Origin of the sequence: Gordonia alkaliphila (genome assembly GCF_023017165.1) — a bacterium.
Taxonomy (GTDB): domain Bacteria; phylum Actinomycetota; class Actinomycetes; order Mycobacteriales; family Mycobacteriaceae; genus Gordonia; species Gordonia alkaliphila.
The window spans coordinates 60,746-77,752 of the sequence record NZ_JALKBW010000001.1 but is presented as its reverse complement, the minus strand read 5'-3'; the positions used below and the strand labels follow the sequence as shown (position 1 = coordinate 77,752).

At 68.9% G+C, this 17,007-nt stretch carries 19 protein-coding genes; 14 read left to right on the top strand and 5 right to left on the bottom strand.

Features of this window, described 5'->3' with window-relative positions; translation table 11 throughout:
- Nucleotides 1–3: 3 nt before the first annotated feature.
- Nucleotides 4–1,728 carry a nitrite/sulfite reductase gene (locus MUG78_RS00375; protein WP_246991139.1) on the bottom strand — a complete coding sequence of 575 codons (1,725 nt, stop codon included), beginning with the start codon at nt 1,726–1,728 and terminating at the stop codon, nt 4–6.
- A 311-nt stretch (nt 1,729–2,039) separates the two neighbouring features.
- Here MUG78_RS00375 and hemW point away from each other — a divergent pair, with 311 nt between their 5' ends.
- Entirely contained in the window at nt 2,040–3,260 is a 1,221-nt protein-coding gene (gene hemW, locus MUG78_RS00370; protein ID WP_246991137.1) for a radical SAM family heme chaperone HemW, read from the top strand.
- A gap of 6 nt (nt 3,261–3,266) precedes the next feature.
- On the opposite strand, the gene MUG78_RS00365 is transcribed toward hemW, so the two are convergent.
- A complete protein-coding gene (locus MUG78_RS00365) occupies nt 3,267–3,671 on the bottom strand; it encodes a type II toxin-antitoxin system VapB family antitoxin (RefSeq protein WP_246991134.1) in 405 nt (134 codons plus the stop codon).
- A 99-nt stretch (nt 3,672–3,770) separates the two neighbouring features.
- Between MUG78_RS00365 and hrcA the strand changes: the two genes are divergently transcribed.
- From hrcA to MUG78_RS00310, 11 genes are all read left to right on the top strand, one after another.
- A complete protein-coding gene (gene hrcA, locus MUG78_RS00360) occupies nt 3,771–4,805 on the top strand; it encodes a heat-inducible transcriptional repressor HrcA (protein WP_246991131.1) in 1,035 nt (344 codons plus the stop codon).
- A gap of 28 nt (nt 4,806–4,833) precedes the next feature.
- Entirely contained in the window at nt 4,834–5,988 is a 1,155-nt protein-coding gene (gene dnaJ / locus MUG78_RS00355; RefSeq protein ID WP_246991128.1) for a molecular chaperone DnaJ, read from the top strand.
- Nucleotides 5,985–6,743 (top strand): 16S rRNA (uracil(1498)-N(3))-methyltransferase, encoded by a 759-nt coding sequence (locus tag MUG78_RS00350; RefSeq protein ID WP_246991125.1) that lies wholly within the window; start codon nt 5,985–5,987, stop codon nt 6,741–6,743. The genes dnaJ and MUG78_RS00350 overlap by 4 nt, the downstream gene beginning before the upstream one ends.
- Entirely contained in the window at nt 6,725–7,495 is a 771-nt protein-coding gene (locus MUG78_RS00345) for an alpha/beta hydrolase family protein (RefSeq protein ID WP_308221313.1), read from the top strand. Before MUG78_RS00350 ends, MUG78_RS00345 begins: the two co-directional genes overlap by 19 nt.
- A gap of 114 nt (nt 7,496–7,609) precedes the next feature.
- Nucleotides 7,610–8,608: a PhoH family protein gene (locus MUG78_RS00340; protein WP_246996708.1), complete on the top strand. Its 999-nt coding sequence runs from the start codon at nt 7,610–7,612 to the stop codon at nt 8,606–8,608.
- Nucleotides 8,605–9,159 carry an rRNA maturation RNase YbeY gene (gene ybeY / locus MUG78_RS00335; protein WP_246991122.1) on the top strand — a complete coding sequence of 185 codons (555 nt, stop codon included), beginning with the start codon at nt 8,605–8,607 and terminating at the stop codon, nt 9,157–9,159. Before MUG78_RS00340 ends, ybeY begins: the two co-directional genes overlap by 4 nt.
- Nucleotides 9,160–9,162: 3 nt before the next feature.
- Nucleotides 9,163–10,542, top strand: a complete 1,380-nt coding sequence (locus MUG78_RS00330) for a hemolysin family protein (RefSeq protein ID WP_246991120.1) — start codon at nt 9,163–9,165, stop codon at nt 10,540–10,542.
- Entirely contained in the window at nt 10,539–11,447 is a 909-nt protein-coding gene (era, locus tag MUG78_RS00325) for a GTPase Era (protein WP_246991117.1), read from the top strand. The genes MUG78_RS00330 and era overlap by 4 nt, the downstream gene beginning before the upstream one ends.
- Nucleotides 11,448–11,539: 92 nt before the next feature.
- Entirely contained in the window at nt 11,540–11,998 is a 459-nt protein-coding gene (locus MUG78_RS00320) for a phage holin family protein (RefSeq protein ID WP_246991114.1), read from the top strand.
- Nucleotides 11,999–12,074: 76 nt separating this feature from the next.
- Entirely contained in the window at nt 12,075–12,863 is a 789-nt protein-coding gene (recO, locus tag MUG78_RS00315; protein ID WP_246991111.1) for a DNA repair protein RecO, read from the top strand.
- Nucleotides 12,864–12,910: 47 nt separating this feature from the next.
- Complete coding sequence (locus MUG78_RS00310; protein WP_246991108.1) at nt 12,911–13,711, top strand: isoprenyl transferase; 801 nt, start codon at nt 12,911–12,913, stop codon at nt 13,709–13,711.
- Nucleotides 13,712–13,761: 50 nt separating this feature from the next.
- Here the strand turns inward: MUG78_RS00310 and MUG78_RS00305 are convergent, their stop codons facing one another.
- Nucleotides 13,762–14,172: a Fur family transcriptional regulator gene (locus MUG78_RS00305; RefSeq protein WP_246991105.1), complete on the bottom strand. Its 411-nt coding sequence runs from the start codon at nt 14,170–14,172 to the stop codon at nt 13,762–13,764.
- Nucleotides 14,169–14,564, bottom strand: coding sequence for an ArsR/SmtB family transcription factor (locus MUG78_RS00300; protein ID WP_246991102.1), 396 nt, complete (start codon nt 14,562–14,564; stop codon nt 14,169–14,171). Before MUG78_RS00300 ends, MUG78_RS00305 begins: the two co-directional genes overlap by 4 nt.
- Nucleotides 14,565–14,663: 99 nt before the next feature.
- On the opposite strand from MUG78_RS00300, the gene MUG78_RS00295 reads away from it, so the two are divergent.
- On the top strand, nt 14,664–15,110 hold the full coding sequence (locus MUG78_RS00295) for a nitroreductase family deazaflavin-dependent oxidoreductase (RefSeq protein ID WP_246991100.1): 447 nt from the start codon (nt 14,664–14,666) through the stop codon (nt 15,108–15,110).
- Between the two features lie 109 nt (nt 15,111–15,219).
- A complete protein-coding gene (locus tag MUG78_RS00290; protein ID WP_246991097.1) occupies nt 15,220–16,611 on the top strand; it encodes a glycine--tRNA ligase in 1,392 nt (463 codons plus the stop codon).
- Between the two features lie 109 nt (nt 16,612–16,720).
- Here the strand turns inward: MUG78_RS00290 and MUG78_RS00285 are convergent, their stop codons facing one another.
- Nucleotides 16,721–16,954, bottom strand: coding sequence for a hypothetical protein (locus MUG78_RS00285; RefSeq protein ID WP_246991095.1), 234 nt, complete (start codon nt 16,952–16,954; stop codon nt 16,721–16,723).
- Nucleotides 16,955–17,007 lie beyond the last annotated feature (53 nt).

Below are 17,007 nucleotides of genomic sequence, written 5' to 3'. Positions count from 1 at the left end.
CCCTCACTGCAGTTGGGCGTCGTCGGCGCGGACGGCCCACTCGGCGAAGCGTTCGCCCTCGTGGCGTCCATCGATGAAGTTGCGCACGAGGCGTTCGATGTACGTGGTGGCGTCGTCGGCGAGGATCTTGTGCTGGCGCAGCTTGCGGCCGAACCCGCTGTCGAAGCCGAGGGAGCCGCCCAGGTGCACCTGGAAGCCCTCGACGGCGTTGCCGTCGGCGTCGTTGATCAGCTGACCCTTGAGACCGATGTCGGCCACCTGCACGCGGGCGCAGGAGTTGGGGCAGCCGTTGAAGTTGATGGTGATCGGCACGTCGAGCTGCTCGTTCAACTCGGCCAGGCGGGACTCCATCTCCGGCACCAGCGCCTGCGAGCGGCTGCGGGTCTCGGTGAAGCTGAGCTTGCAGAACTCCAGGCCGGTGCAGGCGATCAGATTGCGGCGCCACCGGGACGGACGCGACGTGAGGCCGACGGCCTCCAGGTCGGCGTCCAGGCCGGCCAACTTGTCGTCGTCGACGTTGACGATCACCAGCTTCTGGTACGGCGTGAAGCGCACCGAATCGCTGCCGGCGCGCTCGGCGGCGTCGGCGAGGGCGAACAGCACCGTGTCCGACAGTCGGCCGGACACCGCCGAGAAGCCCACGGCGTTGCGGCCGTCGACCTGCTTGGTGACGCCGACGTGGTCGATCGGGTGCGTCGGCGGCACCGGGGCCGGGCCGTCGAGCAGCGGACGCTCGAGGTACTCGCGCTCGAGGACCTCGCGGAACTTCTCCGGGCCCCAGTCCTTGATCAGGAACTTCAGGCGCGCCTTGGAGCGCAGGCGGCGGTAACCGTAGTCGCGGAAGATGGCGATCACGCCCTCCCACACGTCGGGCACCTCGTCGAGCGGGATCCACGCGCCCAGGCGCTGCGCGAACATCGGGTTGGTGGACAGTCCGCCGCCCACCCAGAGGTCGAAGCCCGGGCCGTGTTCGGGATGCTCGACGCCGACGAACGAGACGTCGTTGATCTCGTGCACCACGTCCTGCTGGCCGGAGATTGCGGTCTTGAACTTGCGCGGCAGGTTGGAGTACTCGGGGTTGCCGATGTAGCGGCGCTTGATCTCCTCGATCGCGGGGGTCGCGTCGATCACCTCGTCGGCCGACAGCCCGGCCAGCGGCGAGCCGAGCATGCCGCGCGGGCAGTCGCCGCAGGCCTCGGTGGTCTGCAGCCCGACTTCGTCCAGGCGACGCCAGATCTCCGGCACGTCCTCGATCCGAATCCAGTGGTACTGCAGGTTCTGGCGGTCGGAGATGTCAGCGGTGCCGCGCGCGAAGTCGCGGGAGATACCGGCCAGGGTGCGCACCTGGTCGAGGGTGAGCTGACCGCCGTCGGTGCGGACCCGCATCATGAAGTACGGGGCCTCGAGGTAGTCGATGTTGTCGTCGTGCGTGTGCGTGCCGTCGTACCCTTCGGCGCGCTGCGTGTACAGACCCATCCAGCGGAAACGGCCCCGCAGGTCGGCCTTGTCGATCCCGTCGAAGCCGATCTTCGAGTAGGTGTCGATGATCCGGGCCCGGACGTTGAGCGGGTTGTCGTCCTTCTTGATCTGCTCGTTCGGATTCAGGGGCTCGCGGTAGCCGAGCGCCCACTGGCCCTCGGTGGCCTTCTTCCGCGGCGCCCTCTTGCGCGGTGCGGGCGCGGCGACAGCGGGTTCGTCGGTCTGCGGGGCGGGGGTGGTCAGAGTCATGGTTCTCCTCGCGCATCGAGGGTGCGATGCGCCACGGGGGCTGGCGGAAATGCGAAGGGATCAGCGCTGCGGCAGGCACCGCGGGGCGTCCGGAAAGGCATACGGAATCGACGAACGGGGGGAGAGTCAGGCTCGACACGATGCGCTGTCGCAGCGCATGAGGTCGATGTGCCGCCGTGCGATGAGGCGGACTCCCGTCGTGGTCATGCCGACCATGGTGGCACGGGCGGGGGCCGTTCGCCTAGTCCGCGGGCCAATTATCTGCACCGTGATTTTAACTTCGCGCCGCGGTGGTGAGCCATGATGGAGGCATGAGTCTGCGTGTGCCCCCGACGGTGTTGCCCAGTGATGCGGCCGCTCGTCTGACCGCCGTGGACCCGGAGCGGCCGCTGAGTCTGTACCTGCATGTGCCGTTCTGTGCGACGCGCTGCGGCTACTGCGACTTCAACACCTACACCGCCGGTGAGCTGGGGTCTTCGAGCTCCCCGGAGTCGTGGGCGCAGGCGGTGCGCCGGGAACTGGACGCTGCGGCCGCGCTGCTCGCGCCGGACCGACCGGTACAGACCGTGTTCGTCGGCGGCGGCACGCCGTCGCTCCTCGGTGCGGACGGTCTGGCCGATCTCCTCGGGGCCGTCCGGAACTCCTTCGACCTGGCGCCCGGCGCCGAGGTGACCACCGAGTCCAACCCGGAGTCGACGTCGCCGGAGTTCTTCGCCGGACTCGCCGACGCCGGGTTCACGCGGATCTCACTCGGCATGCAGTCCGCCGCGCCGCACGTGCTGCAGATCCTGGATCGACGGCACACGCCGGGCCGGGCGCTCGCGGCGGCGCGGGAGGCGGCCGAGGCCGGGTTCGCGCACGTGAACCTCGACCTCATCTACGGCACGCCGGGGGAGACCGATGACGACCTGGCCGCCTCGCTCGACGCGGTGCTGTCGGTGCCGGTGGACCACGTGTCGGCGTATGCGCTGATCGTCGAGGACGGCACGGCCTTCGCGCGGAAGGTGCGCCGCGGCGAGGTCCCGATGCCCGACGACGACGACCTCGCCGCTCGCTACGAACAGATCGACGCGCGCCTGTCCGCGGCCGGACTGCACTGGTACGAAGTATCGAATTGGGCTGCGGCAGAAGCAGATTCGATTCCGACGGAGACGGCCTGCCGACACAACGAGGCCTACTGGCGCAGCGACGACTGGTGGGGCATCGGTCCGGGCGCGCACTCGCACGTGAACGGCGTGCGGTGGTGGAACCAGAAGCACCCCGCCACCTACGCCGACTCGCTGACCGCCGGGGCGCTGCCGGTGGGCGGCTACGAGATCCTGACCGACGAGGACGCGCACACCGAGACGGTGATGCTGCGGCTGCGCATGCGGACCGGACTGCCCGCCGACGAACTGTCCGCGGAGGAGGCCGAACGGGCGGGGCGCGCCGTCGACAGCGGACTGCTGACCCTGCGCGACGAGGCCTACGTCCTCACCGACCGCGGTCGGTTGCTGGCCGACGGTGTGATCCGCGACATCCTCGTCGACTGAGCGGCTCTACTCGCCGGCGCGGTGGGCGCCGCGGCCGACGCGCCGCGGATTCACCGGACGGGCGGGCACCGGGGCCAACTGGTCGGTGCTCTCCATCGGTGTCGCGAGGGCCGGATCGGCGTCGAGGTCGAGGAGCCGGGCGTGGATGATCGTGCGATTACGCAGGGCGGAGCGGACGGCGCGGTGCAGCCCGTCCTCCAAGTACAGCTCCCCGCGGTACTGCACCACGTGCGCGAACAGGTCGCCGTAGAAGGTGCTGTCCTCGGACAGCAGCTTGTCCAGCGCGAGGACGGTGGTCACCGTGGTGAGTTGATCCAGGCGGAATTGGCGCGGCGGAATCTGCGCCCACTCCCGTGTCGACAGGCGCTGTTCCGGATACGGCCGACCCTCTCGCACGCCCTTGAAGATCATCGTTGCCGGTTCTTCCTGTCGAACTACTAGAATTGGGGGAGCACCATCGTCGATGGTTCCGATCCACTTTATGCACAAGTCTGTTCAGGAGGCGCCCGAGTGTCGAGCACAGACGACCGCCGCTTCGAGATCTTGCGCGCGATCGTGACCGACTTCGTCGCCACGCAGGAGCCGATCGGCTCCAAGGCTCTGGTCGACCGGCACCAGCTCGGCGTCTCCAGCGCCACCGTCCGCAACGACATGGCGGTCCTGGAGGCGGAGGGCCTGATCATCCAGCCGCACACCAGCTCCGGGCGGGTGCCGACGGACAAGGGTTACCGGCTCTTCGTCGACCGCATTCACGACGTGAAGCCGCTGTCGAAGCCGGAACGCCGCGCCATCCTGTCGTTCCTCGATCACGCCGTCGACCTCGACGACGTGCTCCGCCGGTCGGTGAAACTGCTCGCCGAACTCACCCAGCAGGTGGCGGTGATCCAGTACCCGGTGCTGTCGACCGCGCGCGTGCGCCACCTCGAAGTGGTCGCGCTGACGCCGCAGCGACTGCTGCTGGTGGTCATCACCGACACCGGCCGGGTGGAGCAGCGCATGGTGACGCTGCGCGAACCGCTGGCCGACGAGTCGCTGGCGAAGGTGCGGAACCTGTTCGGCGCGGCGCTCGACGGCAAGCGGCTGGACGAGGCGACCGCGGAGGTCTCCGCCCTCACCGAGGACTCACCGCCGGAACTGCAGCGCCCCATCCTGGAGATCGCGACCGTGCTCATCGAGACCCTGGTGGAGCGGCCGGAGGATCGGCTGGTGCTCGGCGGGACGTCGAACCTGGCGCGCAGCGCGGGCGACTTCGCGCTCGCGAGCAGCGGAATGGACACCGTGCTCGAAGCGTTGGAAGAGCAGGTCGTGGTCTTGCGTCTGCTGGCGCATGCCCGCGAGAACGACAGCGTCACCGTGCAGATCGGTGAAGAAACGCTGGTGGAAGACCTGCGTGGCACCTCCGTGGTGTCGACCGGGTACGGTGCTTCGGGCACCGTTTTCGGCGGCGTGGGCGTGGTCGGGCCGACCCGGATGGACTATCCGGGCACCATGGCTTCGGTCGCGGCGGTGGCGCGATACGTCGGCGAAGTGCTCGCCGGCCGCTAGTTGGAAGTAAGTAAAGGACTGTCTGCACGTGGCTCGTGATTACTACGGCATTCTCGGTGTGTCCCGGGATGCCTCCGACCAAGATCTCAAGCGCGCCTACCGGCGTCTGGCCCGGGAACTGCACCCCGACGTGAACCCGGACGAGGAAGAACGCTTCAAAGAGGTCACGACCGCTTACGAGGTGCTCAGCGATCCGCAGAAGCGCAGCATCGTCGACGCCGGCGGCGATCCGCTGTCCTCGGGCATGGGCGGCTTCGGTGGCGGCGGCGCCGCCGACTTCGGCGGCCTCGGCGACATCTTCAACACTTTTTTCGGGGGCGGCGGCGGTGGCTTCGGCGGCAGCCGTGGGCCGCGTGGCCGCGTCCGCCCCGGTGAGCCCGCGCTAGTCGGACTGACACTCGATCTCGACGAGATCGCGGCGGGCGCCGATCGCGAGATCACCGTCGACACCGCGGTCCTGTGCGAGCTCTGCGAGGGCGCGGGCACCCGCGACAACTCCCGACCGGTCACCTGCGGCACCTGTAAGGGCCAGGGCGAGATCCAGTCCGTGCAGCGGTCCTTCCTCGGCCAGGTCATGTCGGTGCGCGAATGCCCGGAGTGCCACGGCGCGGGCGAAGTGATCCCCGATCCGTGTACCAAGTGCGGCGGCGACGGCCGCGTCCGCGCCCGGCGCACCCTGACCGTGAAGATCCCGGCAGGCGTGGAGCAGGGCATGCGCGTCCGGTTGGCCGGACAGGGTGAGGTGGGCCCCGGCGGCGGCCCCGCGGGCGACCTGTACGTGGAGATCAGCGAGAAGCCGAACGACGTCTTCATCCGCGACAAGGACGACCTGCACTGCACCCTCCGGGTGCCGATGGTCGACGCCGCGCTCGGCTCGGAGATCGAGGTGGACACCGTTCTCGGCAGTACCGCGAAGATCACCATCGAGCCCGGCACCCAGCCCGGCACCGTCGTGACCGTGAAGAGCCGCGGCCTGCCGCACCTGAACACCGGTCTGCGCGGTCACCTGCACGCCCACCTGGAAGTGGTAGTGCCGAGCAAGGTCGACAGCACGCAGGCGGAGCTGCTGCGCAGCCTCCGGGACAGCACCGACGACTCCGTGGAACTGGTCACCGCCGGATCCAAGGGGGCAGGCAAGGACGGACTGTTCTCCCGCCTCCGCAACGCGTTCGCAGGCCGATGAGCCCGCCGGTCTTCTGGGTCGACGAGGTGCCGCGCGCCGGAGAGAGCGTGCTGGTCACCGGCCCGGAAGGCCGCCATGCGGTGACCGTGACCCGGCTGAAGGTCGGGGAGTCGGTGGTACTCGGCGACGGTCGCGGCACCACGGTGGCGGGTACCGTCAGCGAAGTGAGCGGCAAAGATCGGCTCACCGTGCGTGCCGGTCAGGTCGAGTTCGTCGCGCGACCCACGCCCATCGTCACTATCGTGCAGGCACTGCCGAAGGCCGAACGCTCCGAGCTGGCCGTCGACCTGATGACCGAGGCCGGAGTGGACGTGATCGTGCCCTGGCAGGCCGCGCGCAGCATCGCCCGCTGGTCCGGGGTGAAGGCCGCCAAGGGCGTCGAGAAGTGGCGCACCGTCGCGGCCACCGCCGCCAAACAGGCCCGCCGCCCGTGGATTCCCGAGGTGCGGGAATTGTCGACCACCATCGACGTCCGGGAGCTGTGCGGGCGGGTGCACGCCGCCGGCGGCGTGGTGGCGATGCTGCACGAGGACGGCGCCACCCCGTTCGGCGCCGTCGACTTCCGCGGTGCGCCCGAAGTGGTGCTGGTGATCGGACCCGAAGGCGGCCTCACCGACGAGGAAGTGGCCGACCTGTCCGCGCTGGGCGCCCGCTCGGTGGTGCTCGGCCCGGAAGTGCTGCGCACCGCGGCGGCCGGGGCGGTGGCGCTCGGTGCGCTCGGCGCGGTGACCGACCGGTGGGCACGTCGACGATGAAGCGTCGCAAGATCGCCTACGGTGAGCACGCGTCCCAGTTCGGCCACCTGTACCTGCCCGACGTCGAAGCAGGCGAATGCGTACCGCTCGTGGTGATGATCCACGGCGGCTCGTGGTCCACCGAGTTCGGTCTCACCATCGCCGGCGCCGTCTCCCGCGATCTCGCGAAGCGTGGCGCGGTGGTCTGGAACATCGAGTACCGCCGGGTCGAGGAGGGCGGCGGCTGGCCGCAGACCGGACAGGACGTCCTCGCCGCGCTGCGCCTGCTCGACGGCCCGATCACCGAGGAGCTCGCGTTGGCGGGCATCACCGTCGACCGGCAGCACGTCGCCGTCGTGGGCCACTCGGCCGGCGGTCAGTTGGCCGTCTGGGCGGTGGCGAATCTCGGCGCGCGCACCGAGCGGTACCGGATCACCACGGTGATCCCGCAGTCGGCGGTGCTCGACCTCACGATTCCCGGTCTCCACGACAAGCCGTCCGTGGTGCGCTTCCTCGGCACCTCCTACGACGAGGCGCCGCAGCGCTTCGCCGCCGCCTCCCCGGCGCAGGCTCCGGTGGTCGACGCGCTGATCGCCGTGGTGCACACCACCGAGGATCGCGCGGTGCCGGTGGAGTTGAGCAGACACTACGTCGAGGTGATGCGCGAGCGCGGGCAGCGCGTGACGCTGGCCGAGGTGCCCGGCGACCACGCGGCCTTCCTGGATCTGTCCAGCCGTGCACACCGGCAGACCCTGCGTGAGCTCGGCCTCTGACCGCGTCGCGGCCCGCTTCGTCGGGCTAGGATCAAAGCAACCACCAGCGATTTCTCAGGAGTGAATACCTTAGTGAGCGACGACGACCGGCCCGGCCGCCCGGTGACTTCGAGCATGGAGATCGGCCAGCAGGAGATGCTCGGCCTGCTGGGTCCCGCGGACGTCAACCTGCGGACGCTGGAATCGCAGCTGCCCGCGTCGATCCATGTCCGTGGCGACCGACTCTCCCTGAGCGGTCCGTCGGCCGAGGTGGCCGCCTCCGAGCGGGTGATCGCCGAACTGCTGGCGCTGGTGCGCACCGGCACCGAACTGACTCCCGACCTGGTGCGGCAATCGATGTCGATCCTCTCCGACGACGAGGTGGAGGCGACGCCGGCGCAGGTGCTCAGCCTGGACATCATCGCGCGCCGCGGTCGCGCGATCCGGCCCAAGACCCTGAATCAGAAGCGGTACGTGGACGCGATCGACGCGAACACCATCGTCTTCGGACTCGGCCCGGCCGGTACCGGCAAGACCTATCTCGCGATGGCCAAGGCCGTGCAGGCCCTGCAGCGCAAAGAGGTCAGCCGCATCATCCTGACCCGTCCCGCGGTGGAAGCCGGCGAGCGTCTGGGCTTCCTGCCCGGCTCGCTGAGCGAGAAGATCGATCCCTACCTGCGGCCGCTGTACGACGCGCTGCACGACATGATGGATCCCGAAGCCATTCCCAAGCTGATGGAGGCCGGGGTGATCGAGGTGGCACCGCTGGCCTACATGCGCGGCCGCACCCTCAACGACGCGTTCATCATCCTCGACGAGGCGCAGAACACCACGGGCGAGCAGATGAAGATGTTCCTCACCCGACTCGGTTTCGGCGCCAAGATGGTGGTCACCGGCGACACCACACAGGTGGATCTACCCGGCGGCAAGCAGAGCGGCCTGCGGACCGCCACCCGGATTCTCGACGGTATCGACGACATCTACTTCGCCGAACTGACGAGTGCCGATGTGGTGCGGCATCGATTGGTGGCCGACATCGTCGACGCCTACGGCCGCGCCGAAGAAGGCGACGTGCTCGCGGGTAACCGCGCCCAGCGTCGTGCCCAGGGCGGACAGACAGGTCGTCGTCGATGAGTATCGAATTGTTCAACGAGTCCGGCATGGATGCGCCGGAAGGCCAGATCATCGAGGTGGCGCGTTTCGCCCTCGGTGCGATGGACGTGCACCGCGCCGCGGAACTGTCGATCCAGTTGGTCGACAACGACACCATGGCCGACCTGCACATGCAGTGGATGGACCTGCCCGGTCCCACCGACGTGATGAGCTTCCCGATGGACGAGCTCACCCCCGGCGGCCGTCCCGACGCCGACGATCCCGGTCCCGCCATGCTCGGCGACATCGTGCTGTGCCCCGAGTTCGCGGCCGAACAGGCCAAGACGCAGCGCCACAGCTACGAGCACGAACTCGCGGTGCTGACCGTGCACGGCGTGCTCCACCTCCTCGGCTTCGATCACGCCGAGCCGGAGGAGGAGAAGGAGATGTTCGGTCTGCAGAACCGGATTCTCGCCGACTGGTACGACGCCCGGGAGCTGCGGGTGCGCACCGAGCGGCAGGCGGAGAAGGACGCGCGGCTGCTGCGCAACATCGGCTTCGACGCCACCGGCGACTCCGCCGACGATCGCTGACGCATGGTCCTCGACATCATCTTTCTGATGGTCGCGGTGCTGTGCACCGTGGTGGCCGGAGTCCTCGCGGCCACCGACTCGGCGCTGAACACCGTCTCGGTGGCGCGCATCGACGAGATGGTCAAGGACGAGCGGGGCGGCGCGAAGCGGCTGGCGCAGGTGGTGCGTCAGCGCCCCACCTACGTCGGCTTGTCGGTACTGCTGCGTATCGGCTTCGAAACGGCCTCCACCGTGCTGGTGGCGATCGTCGCGGTCGACGGTCTCGGCCTGACCTGGGGCATCGTGGTGGCGATCCTCGCGATGATGGTGGTCTCGTTCGTTGCCGTCGGCGTCGGGCCGCGCACGATCGGCCGCCAGCACGCCTACTCCATCGCGTTGGTCGCGGCGCCCTTCCTCACCGGTATCGGCGTGCTGCTGCGGCCGGTGACCCGCCTGCTGATCCTGCTCGGCAACGCGATGACACCCGGCCGCGGCTACCGCAACGGGCCGTTCGCGACCGAAGTGGAAGTGCGCGAAGTGGTGGATCTGGCGCAGGTGCAGGGCGTCGTCGACGACGATGAGCGGCGGATGATCCAGTCGGTCTTCGAGCTCGACGAGACCAACGCCCGCGAGGTGATGGTGCCGCGCCCGGAGGTCGTCTGGATCGAGTCGGACAAGTCGGCCACCCAGGCGCTGAGTCTGGCGGTGCGGTCCGGGCACTCGCGCATCCCGGTGATCGGGGAGAACCCCGACGACATGGTGGGCGTGGTGTACCTCAAGGACATCGTCGAGCACATGCTGCCGCGCGGCACCGTGCAGAACGAGTTGACCGTCGCCGACGTGATGCGCGCGCCGTGGTTCGTGCCCGACTCCAAGCGGCTCGACGACCTTCTCGAAGAGATGCAGGCGCACCACAATCACATGGCGCTGCTGGTGGACGAGTACGGCGGTATCGCCGGGTTGGCGACCATCGAGGACGTGCTGGAGGAGATCGTCGGGGAGATCGCCGACGAGTACGACACCGACGAGGTGGCCCCGATCGAGGAGGTCGAGCCGGGTGTGTACCGCGTGTCGTCGCGGCTGCCGGTGGAAGACCTCGGTGAACTGTTCGACGTCGACCTGCGCGACGACGAGGTGGAGACCGTGGGTGGGCTGATCGCCTGGAAGCTCGGCCGCGTGCCGTTGCCGGGCACCCGGGTGAAGACGGCCGGCCTGCGGATGACCGCCGAGGGCGGGCCCAATCGCGTCGGTCGCCAGCGCATCACGACCGTCCTGGTGCGGCGCGAGGACGCGGACAAGGCGAAGGCGCAGGGCGATCAGGCCCGGGGCGAGAAGGCCCCGGGGGAGAAGTCCCGGGGCGAGAAGAAGAGCGGCGGCGCCGCGCGACGAGGAGACCAGCAGTGACCGACACCGAGTTCCGTTCCGGATTCATCTGCCTCGTGGGGCGCCCGAACACCGGCAAGTCGACGTTGACCAACGCGCTGGTGGGCGACAAGGTGGCGATCACCTCCAATCGGCCGCAGACCACGCGGCACGCGATCCGCGGCATCGTGACCCGACCGGACGCGCAGCTCGTGCTGGTCGACACCCCGGGCCTGCACCGGCCGCGGACCCTGCTCGGTAAACGGCTCAACGACCTGGTGCTCGACACGCTCTCCGAAGTGGACGTGATCTGCCTGTGCATCCCCGCCGACGAGCCCATCGGCCCCGGCGATCGGTGGATCATCGAGCAGATCAAACCGCTGTCCCGACGCACCAAGGTGGTCGGCATCGTCACCAAGCTCGACAAGGTGGGGCCGGCGAAGATCGCCGAACAGCTGATCGCCCTGGCCGACGTGCTCGGTCCGGAGGCCGAGGTGATTCCGGTGTCGGCCAAGTCCGGCAAGCAGCTCGACGTGCTCGCCGACCTCCTCGTCTCCCTGTGCGAGCCGGGGCCGGCGTTCTACCCGGACGGTGAACTGACCGACGAGCCCGAGCAGGTGCTGATGGCCGAGTTCATCCGCGAGGCCGCCCTCGAAGGCGTCCGCGACGAGCTGCCGCATTCGCTCGCGGTGACCATCGAAGAGGTCATCGACCGGGAGGGCTCGGATCCGCCGATGGTCGACGTCCACGCGGTACTGTACGTGGAGCGCGACAGCCAGAAAGGCATCATCATCGGGCACCGCGGGGCACGCCTGAAAGAGGTCGGCACCGCGGCGCGCGCGCAGATCGAGAAGCTGCTGGGCTGCCGCGTCTATCTCGACCTCCACGTGAAGGTGGCCAAGGATTGGCAGCGCGATCCGAAACAGCTGGGGCGTCTCGGCTTCTGATCGGCGCGTCGGCAGGCATGATGTGAGACGAACACTCACGCGAACGCGACGCGCGGTCGGCGAAGAAGTGTCGTCCTAGAAGGAGAATTGTTGTGATTCGGTTCCTCTTGAGCATCGCCGTCAACCTGGTGTCCGCGGCGATCGCCTTTCTGATCTGCTACCTCGTGGTCGGCGGATTCCACATCTCGCTCGGCGGCTTCTTCATCGCCGTCGCCATCTTCACCGCGCTGCAGTCGCTGCTGGGGCCGTTCATCTTCAACATCGCGCGCAAGTACGCGTCGGCCATGCTCGGCGGCATCGGTCTGCTGTCGACGTTGGTGGCGCTGTGGATCACCACGCTGATCTCCGGGGCGTTGCGCATCGACGGCTTCAGTTCCTGGTTGGCCTCGACCGTGGTGGTCTGGTTCGCCAGCGCGCTGCTGACCTGGTGCCTCGGCTTCCTGATCCTGCAGCGCTGGTGGGACCGCAAGCAGGAGGCCGCGGCGAAGAACAGTGCCGCCGACGCCGCACTGGTCCGCCGGGAGGCGAAGGGCCGCAAGGGCAAGAACTGAGCCCCGCGCCGGCGGTCGGCGTCGGGGGCGCGCGTCGGGGTGCGCCTCTGTCGTCGTTCGGTGAGAGAATGCAGCGGTGAGGAACTATCAGGACGAAGCGGTGGTGATCCGCCAGCACAAGCTGGGCGAGGCCGACCGCATCATCACCCTCCTCACCGCCGAACACGGGCTGGTCCGTGCTGTCGCGAAGGGCATCCGACGTACCCGGTCCAAGTTCGGGGCCCGGTTGGAACCGTTCGCGCACGTGCACGTGAATCTCTATCCCGGCCGCAATCTGGACATCGTGACGCAGGTGCACACGCTCAACGCCTTCAGCGAGGCGATGGCGCGCGACTACACGCGGTACACCACGGCCTGCGCGGTACTGGAGACCGCCGAACGCCTCGCCGGTGAGGAACGGGTGCCCGCGTTGCAGCTGTACCGGCTGACCGTCGGCGCGCTGACCGCGCTGGCGGAGGAGCGGCGGGAGCAGCAGCACATTCTGGACGCCTTCCTCCTGCGCGCCATGGGCGCGGCCGGCTGGATGCCGTCGCTGGACGCCTGTGCGCACTGCGCGAACCCGGGGCCGCACAAGGCTTTCCACGTCGCGGCCGGCGGGGCGGTGTGCGTGTACTGTCGTCCGGCCGGGGCCGCGACCCCGTCGGTCGGCGTGCTGGAGCTGATGGAGGCGCTCGCCCAGGGGCACTGGGACCACGTCGCCACCACCACCGCGTCGCAGCAGCGGCAGGCCACCGGTCTGATCGCCGCGCACCTGCAATGGCACCTGGAACGACGACTCCGGACACTGCCGTTGATCGACCGGTCCGTTACCGCCGACCGCCTCGGCCCGGCCGCAAGCACGGTCACCACGGCCACCACTGCCTGACCCGAGATCACCGAGACACGCCACCGACACCATGGGAGAGGCCCCCGATGGCACGACTGACCCGCCGCTCGCAGCCCGCCGCCGCACCGCGCGCGATCCGGCCGCCGGATCCGCACCCCTCCGGGGCCACCCCGCCGGCGATCCCGGCGCAGTTCGTGCCGAACCACGTCGCCCTGGTGATGGACGGCAACGGCCGGTGGGCGCAGGAGCGCGGCCTGCCGCGCACCGAAGGCCACAAGCGGGGCGAAGCCGTCCTGATGGACTCGGTGTGCGGATCCATCGAGATCGGCGTCAAGTGGCTCTCGGCCTACGCCTTCTCCACCGAGAACTGGTCGCGCAGCCCGGACGAGGTGAAGTTCCTGATGGGCTTCAACCGGGACGTGATCCGTCGTCGTCGCGACGAGATGCACGAGATGGGCGTGCGAGTGCGCTGGGCCGGTCGTCGTCCGCGTCTGTGGCGCAGCGTCATCAAGGAACTCGAGGTGGCCGAAGAACTCACCAAGGACAACGACGTGCTGACCCTGGTGATGTGCGTGAACTACGGTGGCCGCGCCGAGATCGCCGACGCGGCCCGGGAGATCGCCCGGCGGGCCGCGCGGGGCGAGATCGACCCGGAACGCATCACCGAGACGTCGTTCGCCCGGTACCTCGACGAGCCGGACATGCCCGACGTCGATCTGTTCCTGCGTCCGTCGGGGGAGCAGCGGCTCTCCAACTTCCTGCTGTGGCAGTCGGCATATGCCGAGATGGTGTACCAGGAGAAGCTGTTTCCCGACTTCGACCGGCGCGACCTCTGGGAGGCGTGCCTGGAGTACGCCAAGCGCGACCGCCGCTTCGGCAGCGCCTGACGCACCGGGCGCAGTAGGACCTACTCGGCCACGTCGGGGCCGTGCCGATGTCAGTCGGCCGCGGCACAGGCGGCGCACGTGCCGAAGATCTCTACGGTGTGCGCGATGTCCCGGTAGCCGTGCGTCTTGGCGATGGCGTCCGCCCAGCGTTCCACCGGGTCGCCCTGCACCTCGACGGTCGCGCCGCAGGATCGGCACACCAGGTGGTGATGGTGCTCGGTGGAGCAGTGGCGGTAGCGGGTCTCGCCGGAGCCGTCCCAAATGGCGTCCACCTGACCCGCATCGACCAGGGCCTGGAGGTTGCGATAGACCGTGGTGAGGCCGATGGAGTCGCCGCGCGCGGTGAGCAGGTCGTGCAGCTGCTGCGCGGAGAGGAAGTCGTCGTTCTGGGTCAGCAGGTCGGCGATCGCGGCGCGCTGTCGGGTGGTGCGCTGACCGGTGACCGGTTTCGGGTCGGTCATGCCGGGACCTCGGACTGGCCACCCGCCTCGCGGTCGCCTACCCCGTGGCTGCCTTCCCCGTGGCTGCCTTCGGTGACGTGAATCAGGGCATCGGTGACGATGTGGGCGATGTGGTCGTCGACGAGGGTGTACTCCACCTCGCGGCCGCGGCGATGGCCGACGACGACGCCGGAGTTCTTCAGTACCCGCAGGTGCTGGCTCACCTGCGGCTGATTGAGGTGCAGGGTGTCGACGAGCTCGTGCACGCACATCGCCCGCTCGTTGAGGGCGAGGACGATCGCGACGCGCGCCGGGGCGGCGAGAGCGCGCAGCAGTTCGCCTGCGGCGGCATGGCCCGCGGTTGCGAGGTCTGCGGTTGCGAGGTCTGCGGTTCCGAGGTCGGGCTGCGTCACTGGGTCCCCTTCCGGACGATCTTCCGCCAGCTTATTAGCATCGGTTCCCAATTGCACGGGTCGCTGCGCGGCCGCGACGTGCTCAATAGCATGGGTGACATGGCGAGCCGGGCGTCGAAGATGCTGCACACGCGATGGCTGGTGCGGGCGCCGATCCCGCTCTTCCGTGCCGGTCTCGGCTTCGTCTTCGGCGGGCGGCTGCTCTTGCTGGAGCACCTCGGGCGCACGTCCGGCGAGCACCGGTTCGTCGTGCTCGAGTGCGTGGAACGCCCGGCCAAACACCGGGTGGTGGTCGCCTCGGGGTTCGGTGAGACATCGCAGTGGTACGCCAATCTCCAGGCCGATCCGCACTGCTGGGTGTCCATCGGCTTCGCGCGACGTCGACCGGCGATCGCCCGAACCCTGCCGCCGGAAGTCGCCGAGGGCGTCATCGAGCGGTACCGGGTGGCCCACCCGAAGGCGTACGACGAGCTGGCCGGCGTGATCGAGGAGTCCATCGGCAGCCCGCTCGAGGCGATCCCGTACGTCGAACTCATCCTGACGTGAGCGCGGGTGGTTTGCGCGGGGGAGATACCCTGTAGGTCGTGGTGCGCGTGCCGAACGGCACGGTGCGCCGCGGATGAGTCCAACCCCTCAAGCGTGGAGAACAGTAACCGTGGCTGTGCAGTCCAAAGTCGATGCCGTCGTCAACCTCGCCAAGCGTCGCGGCCTGGTGTTCCCGTGCGGTGAGATCTACGGCGGTACGCGTTCGGCGTGGGATTACGGCCCCCTCGGCGTGGAGCTGAAGAACAACATCAAGGACCAGTGGTGGCGCAGCATGGTCACCTCGCGCGACGACGTGGTGGGCCTGGACTCCTCGGTGATCCTGCCGCGCCAGGTGTGGGAGGCGTCCGGTCACGTCGAGGTCTTCACCGACCCGCTGATCGAGTGCACCAACTGTCACCGTCGTCACCGGCAGGACCACCTGCAGGAGGCGTACGCCCTGAAGAAGGGCCTCGACAACCCCGACGACGCTCCGATGAGCGACATCGTCTGCCCCGACTGCGGCACCCGCGGCGAGTGGACCGAGCCGAAGGCGTTCTCGGGTCTGCTCAAGACGTTCCTGGGACCGGTCGACGACGAGCAGGGTCTGCACTACCTGCGTCCGGAGACCGCGCAGGGCATCTTCGTGAACTTCAAGAACGTGATGACCACGACGCGTAAGAAGCCGCCGTTCGGCATCGCGCAGATCGGCAAGAGCTTCCGCAACGAGATCACGCCGGGCAACTTCATCTTCCGCACCCGCGAGTTCGAGCAGATGGAGATGGAGTTCTTCGTCAAGCCGGGCGAGGACGAGAAGTGGCACCAGTACTGGATCGACGCGCGGATGGACTGGTACACCGACCTCGGCATCGCGCGCGACAACCTCCGCCTGTACGAGCACCCGTTGGAGAAGCTCTCGCACTACTCCAAGGGCACCACTGACATCGAGTACGACTTCGGTTTCAGCGGCAACTCGTGGGGCGAGCTCGAGGGCATCGCGAACCGCACCGACTACGACCTGGCGACGCACAGCCGCGAGTCGGGCGAGGACCTGAGCTACTTCGACCAGGCCAGCGGCGAGAAGTACACGCCGTTCGTGATCGAGCCGGCGGCCGGTCTCGGCCGGTCGATGATGGCCTTCCTCTGCGACGCGTACACCGAGGAGGAGGTGCCGAACGCCAAGGGCGGCACGGACACCCGCACGGTGCTGAAGCTGGATCGTCGTCTGGCGCCGATCAAGGTGGCGGTGCTGCCGCTGTCGCGCAACGAGTCGCTCTCGCCGAAGGCCCGCGATCTCGCCGCCGAACTGCGCAAGCACTGGGCCATCGATTTCGACGACGCGCAGGGCATCGGCAAGCGCTACCGCCGCCAGGACGAGATCGGCACGCCGTTCTGCGTCACCGTCGACTTCGACACCCTCGAGGACGACGCCGTCACCGTGCGTGAGCGCGACACCATGTCGCAGGAGCGAGTCTCGCTCGACCGGGTCGCCGAATACCTCGGCGGCAAGCTGCTCGGCGCCTGACGCTCCACCCTCTACCGCACGTGTCGCGACCCTGATCCCGGGTCGACCCCGGAGCCCCGGGATCGACCCGCAGACAGCGTCGCGACACGGCAGGTCGGCGGGGTGGGCGTCAGCCGGCCAGGCGTCGCCAGGGCGGCGCCCCGCGCTCGGGACACGGAATGAAGACCGCCCGGAGGATCTCCTCGGGGCGGTCTTCGTCGTCGAGGGCGCAGATCGCCGGGTCGCAGTCGTACGGGGCGGCCCAGTAGTCGTCGTACGGGTCGTAGTCCGGCGGCAGCTGGGCGCGGAGCTCGGCGAGCAGGCGGTACACGTCGCCCGGGCTGAGTTTGCGGTTGAGTGTCATGATGATCCCCCGATCAGGGCCGCCGCCGGATGCGACGGCGCCTGAACGCAGTG